The sequence below is a fragment of the Lachnoclostridium sp. An131 genome (assembly GCF_002160825.1).
Classification (GTDB): Bacteria; Bacillota; Clostridia; order Lachnospirales; family Lachnospiraceae; genus Laedolimicola.
On record NZ_NFLI01000002.1, the window covers coordinates 18,402 to 31,004 of the forward strand.

Annotated in this window: 9 protein-coding genes; 7 read left to right on the top strand and 2 right to left on the bottom strand. The window is 51.7% G+C overall.

The window, feature by feature from the left end; all coding sequences use genetic code 11:
* Positions 1–4: 4 nt before the first annotated feature.
* Together B5E77_RS17050 and B5E77_RS01690 are read right to left on the bottom strand one after the other, a co-directional pair.
* Positions 5–151 carry a hypothetical protein gene (locus tag B5E77_RS17050; protein ID WP_204247999.1) on the bottom strand — a complete coding sequence of 49 codons (147 nt, stop codon included), beginning with the start codon at positions 149–151 and terminating at the stop codon, positions 5–7.
* Positions 152–317: 166 nt separating this feature from the next.
* Positions 318–1,742 carry an alanine/glycine:cation symporter family protein gene (locus tag B5E77_RS01690; RefSeq protein ID WP_087163868.1) on the bottom strand — a complete coding sequence of 475 codons (1,425 nt, stop codon included), beginning with the start codon at positions 1,740–1,742 and terminating at the stop codon, positions 318–320.
* 156 nt (positions 1,743–1,898) lie between these two features.
* Here B5E77_RS01690 and B5E77_RS01695 point away from each other — a divergent pair, with 156 nt between their 5' ends.
* The 7 genes from B5E77_RS01695 (at position 1,899) to B5E77_RS01730 (ending at position 12,579) form a co-directional block, all read left to right on the top strand.
* Entirely contained in the window at positions 1,899–2,219 is a 321-nt protein-coding gene (locus B5E77_RS01695; RefSeq protein ID WP_087163667.1) for a PadR family transcriptional regulator, read from the top strand.
* Positions 2,216–3,592 (top strand): DUF2812 domain-containing protein, encoded by a 1,377-nt coding sequence (locus B5E77_RS01700; protein ID WP_087163668.1) that lies wholly within the window; start codon positions 2,216–2,218, stop codon positions 3,590–3,592. The genes B5E77_RS01695 and B5E77_RS01700 overlap by 4 nt, the downstream gene beginning before the upstream one ends.
* A 291-nt stretch (positions 3,593–3,883) precedes the next feature.
* On the top strand, positions 3,884–5,059 hold the full coding sequence (locus B5E77_RS01705; RefSeq protein WP_087163669.1) for a dicarboxylate/amino acid:cation symporter: 1,176 nt from the start codon (positions 3,884–3,886) through the stop codon (positions 5,057–5,059).
* Positions 5,060–5,290: 231 nt separating this feature from the next.
* Positions 5,291–5,785, top strand: coding sequence for a sigma-70 family RNA polymerase sigma factor (locus tag B5E77_RS01710; RefSeq protein WP_087163670.1), 495 nt, complete (start codon positions 5,291–5,293; stop codon positions 5,783–5,785).
* Positions 5,775–6,701, top strand: coding sequence for a DUF3298 and DUF4163 domain-containing protein (locus B5E77_RS01715; protein WP_087163671.1), 927 nt, complete (start codon positions 5,775–5,777; stop codon positions 6,699–6,701). The genes B5E77_RS01710 and B5E77_RS01715 overlap by 11 nt, the downstream gene beginning before the upstream one ends.
* A 326-nt stretch (positions 6,702–7,027) precedes the next feature.
* Positions 7,028–7,879 (top strand): tyrosine-type recombinase/integrase, encoded by an 852-nt coding sequence (locus B5E77_RS01720; RefSeq protein WP_242963543.1) that lies wholly within the window; start codon positions 7,028–7,030, stop codon positions 7,877–7,879.
* A gap of 527 nt (positions 7,880–8,406) precedes the next feature.
* Positions 8,407–12,579: a DUF7601 domain-containing protein gene (locus tag B5E77_RS01730; protein ID WP_143468562.1), complete on the top strand. Its 4,173-nt coding sequence runs from the start codon at positions 8,407–8,409 to the stop codon at positions 12,577–12,579.
* The last annotated feature ends 24 nt before the right edge of the window (positions 12,580–12,603 follow it).

Consider the following 12,603-nt stretch of genomic DNA (forward strand, 5'->3'; position numbering starts at 1 on the left):
ATCTTTATTTTGTCATTGGAATGCCGTGAACAATGCGGCGGTAAATCTTCCAGATAATCACTGCCGGAAAGCTGATGGTCAGATACAGGGTCGTTAAAAGCCCCGTGATTCCGCCTACGATTGCCACGATCCATAAAATGATATTATTCATAATAGCAACTCCCCTTTTCCTGCTGATGTAAGTAATTCCTGCTGACGCTGTTTTTATTTTAGCAGGATTGATGGAAAAGACAAAGAAAGCGCCCGGTTTCTTAACGAAATTTTAACGACTGAAGCTGTGCCGGAGAGCGGGGCAGAAGCGAAGCCTGACTGGAGATTCAGGCCTTTTCGTCCAGGTGCTTCAGATAATAACGTGTGTCTCTGGCAATTACGCCGGAGAGAAGAAGGATGGCAAGAAGATTCGGCAGGGCCATCAGGGCGTTCAGCGTGTCGGAGATATTCCATACAAGCTCCAGGCGGAGGACCGGGGCAAAGACAATGACAAGGATCCATAAAAAACGGTAGGGGAACAGAGAAAGCTTCCCGAAGAGGTATTCCAGGCAGCGTTCCCCATAATAGGACCAGCCAAGAATCGTTGCATAGGCAAAGGTGATGACGCCTGTCATCAAAACAGGCTGGCCGATACAGGGAATCTGCGAGAAGGCGGCGCTGGCAAGGCTGCCGCCGGAGAGAACGGCAGGTGCAGCCTCAGGGGCGGCGCCGGACGCAGAGCCGGAGAGCAGGCTGCTGACCAGGACAAGGCCGGTAATGAGACAGACGACGACCGTATCCCAGAAGGTGGCGGTGGAAGCGATGAGAGCCTGGCGGACAGGGTTGCGGCTGCGGGCGGCAGCCGCAACGATGGGTGCGGATCCCATGCCTGCCTCGTTGGAAAACAGGCCCCGGGAAATACCGTACCGGGCTGCCAGCATAATGCCGGAGCCTGCCATGCCTCCAGCCAGGGAGCCAGTCTCGAAAAATGCGCTTTTCAGAATCAGGGCCAGGGCGTCAGCGAGAAATGCACGGTTGATGTACAGGATTGCAAGACAGCCGAGCATATAAAAAAGAGCCATAAAGGGGACCAGCCTTTCACAGACCCTTGAGACAGAGCGGACGCCGCCGAAAATAACGGCGCAGGTAACGAGGCCCGTGACAAGGCCTATAGCCAGAGCAGGAAGCTGAGGAAAGTGCTGCACCAGGGAGGAAAGCCCCGGGAAGCTGCCGGCAGCTTCCCGCAGAGCCGGCTCCGCGACAGCGGAGATAGCATTTACCTGGACGCCGCAGCCTATGCCGAAGGAGGTCAGTGCGCCGAAAAACGCGAAAAGGACCGCGAGAGGCTTTAGATGAAGCCCCCGTTCCAGCGCGTACATGGCGCCTCCCAGCATGGTTCCGTCTTTGGCGCGGATCCGGTATTTGAGGGCAATCAGGGACTCGGCGTAGGATGTGGCTATTCCAAAAATCCCTGTAAGCCAGCACCAGAAGACAGCGCCGGGGCCGCCAAGAGCGATTGCGGTTCCCACGCCGATAATATTTCCTGTGCCGAGTGTGGAGGCCAGAGAGGTGGACAGCGCGGCGAAGGGGCTGATATCTCCTTCTGAATCCGGATCCCGTGTCAGTGAGAGACGGATAGCCAGAGGGAGCTTTTTTTGAATAAATCCTGTCTTCCAGGTCATGAAAAGATGGGTGCCTGACAGCAGAAGGATCATGGGAAGGCCCCAGAGGCAGTTGTTGACGCTTTCTATGAGTTGGCTCAGGTTTTCCATGATTTTCTCCATTTCAGGCCGAAATTCTGCTCTATTATATGTGAGGCGCCCGGGGGTTATACGTTTTGCAGCGGATGGTTGACAATCTCGATAATCGAGATTATGATAAGGGTAAGATAACTCGATAATCGAGAATAAAGGGCAGGAGGGAAAGGGATGGCGAGGGCGAGGTTTCAGACACTGACGGAGCAGATGTTTTACACTCTGCTCTGCCTGAAGGAGGAGTGCTGCGGGATAGATATCCTGGACCGGGTTCCGGCCATGACCGGAGGGCGTGTCAGCATAGGCTCCGGTACTCTTTATACTCTTCTGGAACAATTTCTGGAGGCTGAAATGATCCGGGAGACGAGGGCTGACGGCCGCCGCAGAAGCTATCTTCTGACGGAAAAGGGAAGAGAGCTTCTGGAGAGGGAATATGAACGGATTTGCGCGCAGGCGCAGGATTACCGGCAGATTTTTGGGGAGGAGGAAGGATGATGAAGGAGAGAAAACGAAGGCTTGAGCTGTACGCTTTTTATGATCATACAGGGATTGAAAGGCATCTGGAAGAAATGGCTGCCGATGGATGGCTGCTGGAAAGGGTGGAGAATAATATCTGGCATTACCGCCGGACACAGCCCTGCTGCCTGCGTTTTTCTGTGGTCTATTATCCGGGGGCCTCAGAGCTGGATCCGGAGCCCTCGGAGAAGCAGAGAACCTTTTATGATTTCTGTGAATATGCGGGCTGGCATCTGGCGGCGGCTTCGGCTCAGCTTCAGATTTTTTATAATGAGGATCCGGATCCGCTTCCCATTGCGACGGATCCGGCTCTTGAGCTGGAGGCTGTGCACCGTTCGGCAAAGCGAGGCTTCCTTCCGGCCAGCGGTGTAATGCTGGCTGTCAGCCTTCTGCTGGCTTCCATGCTGGTATCCAGCCTTCTGACCGATCCGATCGGCCTGTTTTCCAGCGCCTCAAATCTTTTTACCGGTTTTGTCTGGCTTCTGCTTCTGGTGTACTGCGCTTCAGAGCTGGAGGGCTATCTGGCCTGGTATGTGCGGGCGAAAAAGGCTGCGGCCAGGGGTGAATTTCTGGAGACCTCCAGCCGTATATGGCTCGCAAAGCTGGTGCTTGCGCTTGTTTTTCTGGGCTTTCTCTACTGGCTTATCAGCTGGGTGTCTGTGGGGCCGCTCTGGAGAAGAGGGATCGGAATCGCGATAAGCGCTTATATGCTGGGGCTTTTTTTCCTGGCGGGCTCTGTCAAAAGCTTTTTCAGGAGAAGAAAGGCATCTCCGGGGCTGAACAGGACGCTGACGCTGCTTGTCTTGTTTGCGGTATCCTTTGCCTTTATGGCGCTGCTGACCTCTGCGGCGGTACAGACTGCCCGGAATACGGGCTCACAGGGTGCAGGCGGTCAGGCAGAGGAGCTGCCGCTGACGGCAGCGGATCTGATGGAGGTTCCCTCTGACGGCTATCTGTACCAGACAAGGGAGAGCCGGTCGCCGCTGCTGGAGCAGCTTGAACTGAGCCAGACGCCGGAATTCGTCGCGGAGGACGCACAGGCGTATCCGGCTCTGGAGTACAGAATCACGCTGGTAAAGGCGCCGTTTCTTTACGCTATGTGTAAAAACCAGCTGCTGAAAGAGAGGGATGAGAGCGGAGACGACCGGGTTCCGGAAGGATACAAAAGGGTTTATGAGGAGCGGGACCCGGAAATCTGGAGCGCGGATGAGGCCTATGAGCTGACCGCCCAGGATACAGGGGCTGTGAACCGGTATCTGCTCTGCTATCCGGACCGGATCGTGGAAATCTGGTTTAGCTGGGAGCTGACAGAGGAGCAGATGAGGACGGCGGGTGAAAGGCTGGCTGGATGATGTGCCGGCAGAGATACAAAAAGCGGAACAGGTGGAGAAACAGCAGAGGGAACAATTACCTTTCTTTCTCCGGAGCATTATCTTCATTCATTAAAAGTGGGGGATGCGGCTTGTCTTTCAAGATGGAAGCAAAATCGCAGGATATGCTGAAATTCTTGAAATATACAATGAAATTCTAAAGATGTAGCTTAAAGAAAGCAGAAGAAATTTCTGTGCCGGCTTGCAACGGGTAATGTTTTCCAATATACTGGTTATAGTAATGAAATAGAAAGAAAAGAGAGGGAGACCGTTATGAAGAAAATCCTGAAAAGCCTGCCCTTCAAGCTGCTGGTGGGCGTAATTGTGGGTATGGTTCTGGGGCTGATTGCCAACGAAGCCTTTATGAACGTGATTGTGACGATCAAACAGCTTCTGGGGGAAATCATCAATTTCTGCGTGCCGCTGATTGTCATCGGATTTATCGCGCCGTCCATCACAAAGCTGGGAAGCAATGCCTCCCGTATGCTGGTGACAGCCCTGATCCTGGCCTATGTGTCGTCGATCGGCGCGGCCTTCGCGTCGATGGCGGCAGGCTATGCGATCATTCCCCACCTGTCCATTGTATCAGAGGTAGAGGGGCTGCGGGAGCTGCCGGAGGTCGTTTTCGATTTGAAGATACCGGCTGTCATGGAGGTCATGAGCGCCCTGGCGTTCTCGCTTCTGCTGGGCCTTGGAGTGACATGGACGAAGTCAAAGAGGATGGAAGAGCTGCTGGATGAATTCCAGGCTATCGTGCTTGCGATAGTAAGCAAGGTCGTGATCCCGGTTCTGCCCTTCTTTATTGCCGCGACCTTTTGTGGCCTGGCTTATGAGGGAACGATCACGAAGCAGCTTCCGGTATTTATCCAGGTGATTCTGATTGTAATGGTGGGGCATTATCTGTGGATGGCGCTTCTCTACATCCTGGCGGGCCTCTATTCCGGAAAAAATCCGCTGGAGGTCGTGAAGCATTACGGCCCGGCCTATATCACGGCAGTGGGAACCATGTCATCGGCTGCCACGCTGGCTGTGGCTCTGCGCTGTGCCGGCAAGTCTAAAGTACTGCGGCAGGATATGGTGGATTTTGGAATCCCGCTCTTTGCGAATATCCACCTCTGCGGCTCTGTGCTGACAGAAGTGTTCTTTGTGATGACGGTATCGCAGATTCTGTATGGCAGCCTCCCGGATCTGGGAACAATGATTCTGTTCTGCCTGCTGCTGGGCGTCTTTGCGATCGGAGCGCCGGGCGTGCCGGGAGGAACGGTGATGGCATCCCTGGGCCTGATCACGGGCGTGCTTCTCTTCGACGCTACCGGAACAGGACTGATGCTTACGATCTTCGCGCTGCAGGACAGCTTTGGGACGGCCTGCAATGTGACGGGAGACGGAGCCCTGACGCTGATTCTGACAGGATATGCGGATAAGCATCATATAGAAGCGGATTCATAGGAGACGTTGAAGGCGCCGGTGACTTCCGGCTGTCCAGGCGGAGGTCTGTGAAAAGCAGCTGAGGAACCGGTGTGCGGGAGGCAGAAAAGGCTTTCCGCACACCGGTTTTCTGTGCCGCCGGAGGCCGGATTCCTGCCATGCAGGGAGAAAGAAAAAATTTTTTTAAATTCCGCAAACTTTTTGCGGGCCCCCTGCCGTCTAATAGATAGAAAAGCAAAGGAGGAGGAAAGGATGAATGCAGACGCATTACAAAAGAAGGTAGAGGAACAGATTCTCGATTCCTACGAAGCGATGTACCGTCTTGCTTATACCTATGTGAGAAATGAAGAAGACGCTCTGGACATCGTTCAGGAAAGCGTCTATAAAGCAATCAAATATTCCGGACGCGTCCGTCAGGAAGCGCATATCCGCACCTGGCTGTGGCGTATCGTGATGAACACTGCCGTAGATTTTATAAGAAAGAGCAGCAGAGAGATCGCCACAGACGAGACGCAGGAGACGGGAAAAGAAGATATCTACCAGGATTTTGATACGCTGGAGGCGCTGAATATTCTGGATGAGAGAGAAAAGACCGTGGTCGTTCTCCGGTTTTTTGAGGATCAGAAGCTGGATGACATCGCAAAAATTATGAATGAAAACACCAGCACGATTAAGACGGTTCTGTACCGCAGCCTGAAAAAGCTTAAGGTAAGACTAACGGAAGGAGAGATTCTTTATGAAGGATGAGAGACTGGAAAAGATGAAACAGGAATATGAGGAGATCCGAATCCCGGCAGAGCTTCGCCAGAGAGTGGAGGCTGGAATAGAAAAAGGAAAAGAAGAAAGAGAGGAAGTGACACGTATGAAAAAGAAATCTAAGGTAATCACATTTGTCAAAGCAGCAGGAGGCGCAGTGGTGGCAGCGATGCTTGCGATCACAATCATGGCAAATTCCGGAGCAACCATTGCGAATGCGATGATGAAGATTCCGGTGCTCGGGGCTATCGCGGAGGTAGTGACGTTCCGGGAGTATAAGAATTCTACAGATAACGATAATATGTCGGCGGATGTGAAGATTCCCGAGGTCAGCGTAAAAAATGAGGATGGAACGGTAAATCAGGAGACAACAGAGCAGATTAACAAAACGATCGAGGATTATACCAATGAGATTATTGCCCAGTATGAGGCGGATGTGGCAGCCTTTGGCGGGGAAGGGCATCAGTCCGTGGAGCTGAACTATGAGGTCATTACGGATTCTGACAGACTGTTTTCCATCCGCTTTGACCAGCTGACTGTCATGGCCAGCGGAGCTGAGAGCGTGAGGATCTACCATATCGACAAGCAGACCGGGCAGATGATCAATCTGAAGGGGCTTTTCAGGGAAGACGCTGATTTTATCACTCCGATCTCCGATAACATCAAGACCCAGATGAAGGAGCAGATGGCAGCGGATGAAGGAAAGATGTATTTTATCGACAGCGACATGCCGGAGAGCGATTTCCAGTCTATCACAGAGGATACGACCTTCTATGTAAACGACAGCGGAAAGCTTGTCATTGTCTTCGATGAATATGAGGTGGCGCCGGGATCTATGGGCAGCGTGGAATTTGAGATTCCCACCGAAGTGATTCAGGACATCGTGCAGGACGGCTTTGTGAGCTGAGCAGCTGCAGCCGGTCTGATTAGGTGAAGAAGGAGTAAGAGGAAAGGAGTGCGAGTGGAGAAGAACCTGATATAGATGCGCCGATGACTGAAAAAGAGGCGGTTTTGAGAAGAGCCAGAATGATTAAGAGCTGGAGCATTCTCAAAACCGCCTCTTTTCTTTGGCTTGAAAGGGAAAGATTTCTGTCCAAGGGAGAGCATTTGTGTCAGTATGACAATGGAAACAGCCGCTGATATACTGGAAGAAAACAGAGGGCAAAGGAGCCCGGCTTCCTGCACGCGGCTGACATGTTCCGAGAGACACTGACAAAAGGGAGGATAAGGTAAATGAAGGGAAAAAGGAATGCAGTAATTACCGAACGTACTCTGAGTATGTTTCGGAATTTTTTGGTGGAGAACGAGAAGGCTCCTGCTACGATTAAAAAATATGTGCGTGAGCTGGAAAGACTGCAGAGCTTTTTGCATGGGCGCGGACTTTGCAGAGAGCTGCTGCTGGAATACAGGAGCGGGCTGGGACAATGCTGCAGTGCATTGACTGTAAACAATAGACTTTCGGCCGTGAATGCTTATCTTGCGTTTGCCGGAATTACAGAGTGCAGGATCCGCTTTTTGAAGGTTCAGAGGAAAGCATTTTTGGAGGAGAACCGGGAGTTGACGGAACAGGAGTACAGGCGTCTGCTTCTTGCGTCACAGAAAAGGAAAAACAAGAGACTGTACTACTTGATGCTCACTGTATGCTCTACCGGAATCCGTGTAAGCGAGCTTCGCTTTATAACGGTCGAGGCAGTCAAGAAAGGAAAAGCAGAGATCTGCATGAAAGGTAAGAACAGAACTGTCATTCTTTCGAAAGAGCTGAGAAAGAAATTACAGAACTATATCAGGACAGAGCAGATCCGGGAAGGCATCCTCTTTCGGACCAGAACCGGAAGGCCTCTTGACCGCAGCAATATATGGAGAGACATGAAGAAGCTGTGCGAGACAGCCGGCGTGGATAAAAACAAGGTATTTCCCCACAGCCTCCGGCATCTGTTTGCCAGGAGCTATTATTCGATGGAGAAGGATTTGGCTCATCTGGCTGACATACTGGGACATTCATCGGTTGAGACAACGAGGATCTATGTGGCGGAAAGTACGGAAGCCTATGAAAAAATATTGCGGAAAATGAAGCTTATTATATAAAAGGCTTACCCAGCAGATATCACGGAATGATGATTCTGTGGTAAGCATACTTTTAAAACAGAGAAATTATATCTGTTCACACAGTAGTATATAGGAAAAGCCTGTGAATTGCAACCTATTTTCCAATTCCACCCTTATTTTAAGGTAAAAAATGGTACAAAACCCAGGCCTGCGGAAAACAAATGACTGCAGGCTTCGTTTGTATGCGTTACAGAGCCGCTGCTCGTTATGGATTTCCTGAATGCTTTGCCGTTTTCCTCCAGTTTCAGGAATTCAAAGCCTGCTTTTAAAGGCATAAGGCTTACGAAGCCGGAGTGTTCCTGACAGGGTGCATCTGTGCTTACCACAGAATCATCATTTTGTAGTTTTCCTAAAGTGTTTTGTGTTTGAATGCTTTAGGAAGAAAAGGAGGGTATGAAAAAATCAGTAAGTCAGCAGAGCAGGATGAGTAAGCATAGGGAGACTTATCTATACAGCGGCAGCAGCTTGACTCATACAGAATATGTAAAAATGAGGTGTGAATTGATATGAAAAGGAAAGCTACAAAGCTACTGTCAGCAGCTATGTCGGCAGTAGTGCTTCTTTCAAACGGAGCGGTATATGCCAGTGAGGAACAGCAGAATAAGGAGAAGACGGTTTCCTCCTGGGAATGGACAGAAAATGAATATCTGTCAGAGACGGAAAATGGATGGGAGCTTCAGATTTCTGATCTCGACGGAGCGGAAAAGCTGACGCGGGAGACGCTGAAGGAGCTGCTGCCCACTTCTGTCATGGCAGAGATTCGGGAGGAAGCAGAGGAGAAGCAGGAGGCGGATCCGGCGCAGGAAGAAGAACCGGAAGCAGAGGGCGGCCAGGAGACGGAAGAGCCGGCGGCAGAGGGCGGCCAGGAGACGGAAGAGCCGGCGGCAGAGGGCGGCCAGGAAACGGAAGAGCCGGCGGCAGAGGGCGGCCAGGAGACGGAAGAGCCGGCGGCAGAGGACGGCCAGAAGACGGAGGAAGAGCCGGCGGCAGAGGACGGCCAGAAGACAGAGCAGGCACAAGCTTCTCCAGAGGAAGCTGCTGATTCCTCGGGACAGGCAGAGAAACCGGAGGAAACTGCGTCTGGAGTTCCGCTGGAGGCGCCGCTTCTGACAGAGCCGGTTTTGAAGACAGAAGAAAAGACAGAAGCAGCGGCAGAGGAGCTGCAGCTCACCTGGGATCTGTCTGCTTTCCCGGAGACGGGATGGTCAGCTGACAGCTGTACCGTGACGGCCTCTCTGCCTGACGGCTATGTGCTGGCAGAAGGTGTGCCGGAGCCGGCTGTCACTGTGAAAGCTTCGGAAGTGGCTGTGCTTGCAGATCCCGGGCACGCTGCTTTTGAGGATTATACTGTGGACGGCTTCACTCCTGCCGGCACATCTGTCGATCTGTTTGACTACTGGACAGCATCAGGGGATGCAGGGGGAAGAAAGGCAGCGGATGATATAAGCTATGGTGACGCAGCGCGTACTCAGCAGGGAATTAATAAGGGGCATGCCTTCAAATTTGGAAAAGGAATGGGACAACTGGCGGATGGTGGGACGCTGAAGGATCTCAGTGTTAATCACTGGACCGAGAGTACAGCCCCGCGTACTGGCATCGTAAAGGATACACTGGGAGATGATGGGTATCCTGTTTTTGTAGAAAATTTGCCTGCAGCACCGAACGATAGCGGGACGACAGATGAATCCACAGCTTACCTGTTTGAGCCCAGTGGTGGAGATGGAAAAAAAGCATTTTCGAATGTGGAAGGGCTGTTCCAGACAGACAGCGATGGCTATTATTATTATGACAGCCAGAAAAATTTCGCATGGTTCGATGAGGATGAGGGGAGATTTAAGCTTTATAATACCTGGGGCGTACAACCCGCAGGAGGCAGTTCTAATGGTCAGTTCTTTCCGTTTGACGGCCCCGGAGAGGTGTTCAAAGCAAATGCTTCAGGTAATCCGGAGTTGGAAGACGGGAATTTGACACAGAAAGAGGAAGGGGAGCTGGATTCACAGAGCAGTACCCTAAATCATTATTTTGGCCTTTCCATGACGACCCGGTTTATCCAGAAGAATGGAGGAATGATCCGTGAAAGCCAGCCTGTTACCTATCAATTTTCAGGGGACGATGACGTATGGGTATTCATCGACGATGTGCTGGTAGTAGACCTGGGAGGAATTCACGATCGCGCGAGCATGAGCATCGATTTTTCTACAGGAAAAATTCGGGTAAACGAAGGGGATGCCGGAACGATCAGAGGACGTTTTGAGAGCGCAGGGAAGGAGGGTGATGTAAGCTGGAATACGGAGAGTGATAAAGAGAATACGTTTGCTGACGGTACCATTCATACCTTAAAGTTCTTTTATCTGGAGCGCGGAAATACCGATTCTAATATGATGCTGAAATATAATCTGCAGCCTATCCCGGAAAGTGAGATCACTAAGCTCGATCAGGAAGGAAATCCGGTATCTGGTGTTGAGTTTGCGCTTTACCCGGCCGAAGTTTCAGGGGACGGCTACAAAATTAAAGAGGGATGTGAGAATACTCCGATTTTCACGGGAACGACAGATAGTAATGGTTTGCTGAGAATGCTGGACAAAGACGGGACGCCGCATACATTTGGAGACTTCTATGAAAAATGTAATACTCGCTACTTTATTCTTCGGGAGACATCCGTCTTGGACGGCTACCATGCAGCGGCGGACACCTGTCTGAGGTATGATCCGGAAACGGGCCTGATCTTTTCCGATCATTACTGGGAAACAGGCTCCTACGGGGAACCAAAGGTCACAACGACTGCGTCAACAATTCTGTATAAAGCGGAGGGCGCAAATCAGGGACAACAGCTTGTAGATCTCAGTACTACAGAGCCTATGCCTGATATGTATGCGGTGGTGTTTAAAAGACTGGACATGTCAAAGCCTTACAAAGATGAGAAGAATTGGGCGCCAGTGTCCGGAAGCGCCGCTGAGGGCTGGACGATTCACAACAGCTCCTCCATGGAGGATAATATTCTGGAAGCGGTGCAGGCTAATGGAGGAAAAAACAAATTTGAGCTGGCTACCGGAGGCGCGTTTCAGGTCACCGTGGAGGATCTCCCGGGCAGTATTGAAAATTATTACTGGTATCTGGAACAGAAAGGCAATAGCGCCGTAGAGGCTTCCAAGGTCGAATACACGGTCAATTATTACTACAAGGACAAAGATGGCAGCCTGATTCGCCTTTATACCGATGAATTCCAGAGGGAGTTTGCTGTACATATCTATGTCTCTAACATCCGGAACTACCTGATTGTAGAGAAGGTAAACGAGAAGGGACAGGCTATGAACGGGGCAGGCTTCGCACTGTACCTGGCCGAGGATGTGGAGAAGGCGGGAGCAGTCAGCGGAGATGGCACTGTGGATTATAACCGTCTGGCGAACCTTACCCCATACGATCAGGGAACCACAGCTTCCCTGCACCGGGAGCCGGACGGTACGGGCGATAAGGTCACCGGAGAGGGAATGCTGGTGTTTCCAAGTACAAAGGATTTCCTTAAAAGGGGAACCTATTACCTGATTGAAACCAGCTCAGGGGATACAAATTATTTTAAAAACCCCAAGGCGGTTCAGGTAATTGTAGATGAGACCGGGGTCTATGCGGACGCCGGAACTGCCGATGACGGCATCACGACCGGACGGGCAGTGGGAAGCATAGTCAAGGGAATGCTGAGATTTGTACGGGACGATGGAATCGATGCGTCTCTTCACAATATCCGGATACAGCTCCTGACGTCTCCGGATTATTCCTACGGCGGAGCAGGGGCGAACTGGAGCAGCTGGGAGGAAAATCCGGATCCTTCTGAGGAACAGCATCTGTATTATAATGGAAATCGGAGCGGGGATGGCCTGGGTCTGGAGTACAGTCCGACAAACGGCCAGGTGACGCTGACTGCGAGGACGGAAACAGGCTGGAACAGACTGGCAGTCCGGCAGTGCCTGGAGCACTATGAGAGTACGACCCCGGGGACTGATGGTGCCTGTTATACAGAGAACGGAAGCAAGGTACAGGATCTGAAAACACAGGATATCTCCGGCGTATTCTCCTCCGTCATGTATGTGACGGTGGAAAACCAGCCAGTTCATCCAGATCCGGAGAACGGGAAGCTGGCGGTCTCCAAGACAGTGAAGAGCGCTGCGGAGGATCCGACGGAGTTCCGTTTTGAGATAAGTCTGCGGGACGGCGGAGGGAACCCTCTGTCAGGAAGCTATTCCTATGTGGGAGAAACAGTGGATTCTGTGAAGGGAGCGGAGAAGCCTCAGGATGGAAGCTTGACGTTTGACGCACAGGGAAAAGCCTCATTTGTTCTAAAGCATGGACAGAAAATCACCATCCTGGATTTGCCTGCGGGTACGCAGTATCAGATCCGTGAGATTGAGAAGGGCGGCTATGTGGTATCCTCCGAAGGAGCATCCGGAACCATTGAAAGCGGAAAAACATCGGAGGCCGTGTTTGTGAACCAAAAGCAGGAAGCTCCGTCTACCGATAACAACAGTGGCGGAGGTTCATCCTCAGGAGGAGGCAGCGCAAGGTCGCAGGTAGTCAGCGCGCATACCGGGGACAGCAGCCAGCCGGTACTGTGGCTTGTCCTGATGCTTCTGGCAGCAGGAGGCGCAGGCATTGCAGTCCTTTATATGAGAAAAAAGAGATTTTGAACAGGCTGGATTTGACGGAAGCCC

What these genes read in the sequence shown, in the direction of transcription:
- B5E77_RS17050 (WP_204247999.1), bottom strand. Translation starts at nt 151, where the DNA reads ATGAATAATATCATTTTATGGATCGTGGCAATCGTAGGCGGAATCACG.
- B5E77_RS01690 (WP_087163868.1), bottom strand. Translation starts at nt 1,742, where the DNA reads ATGGAAAACCTGAGCCAACTCATAGAAAGCGTCAACAACTGCCTCTGG.
- B5E77_RS01695 (WP_087163667.1), top strand. Translation starts at nt 1,899, where the DNA reads ATGGCGAGGGCGAGGTTTCAGACACTGACGGAGCAGATGTTTTACACT.
- B5E77_RS01700 (WP_087163668.1), top strand. Translation starts at nt 2,216, where the DNA reads ATGATGAAGGAGAGAAAACGAAGGCTTGAGCTGTACGCTTTTTATGAT.
- B5E77_RS01705 (WP_087163669.1), top strand. Translation starts at nt 3,884, where the DNA reads ATGAAGAAAATCCTGAAAAGCCTGCCCTTCAAGCTGCTGGTGGGCGTA.
- B5E77_RS01710 (WP_087163670.1), top strand. Translation starts at nt 5,291, where the DNA reads ATGAATGCAGACGCATTACAAAAGAAGGTAGAGGAACAGATTCTCGAT.
- B5E77_RS01715 (WP_087163671.1), top strand. Translation starts at nt 5,775, where the DNA reads ATGAAGGATGAGAGACTGGAAAAGATGAAACAGGAATATGAGGAGATC.
- B5E77_RS01720 (WP_242963543.1), top strand. Translation starts at nt 7,028, where the DNA reads ATGAAGGGAAAAAGGAATGCAGTAATTACCGAACGTACTCTGAGTATG.
- B5E77_RS01730 (WP_143468562.1), top strand. Translation starts at nt 8,407, where the DNA reads ATGAAAAGGAAAGCTACAAAGCTACTGTCAGCAGCTATGTCGGCAGTA.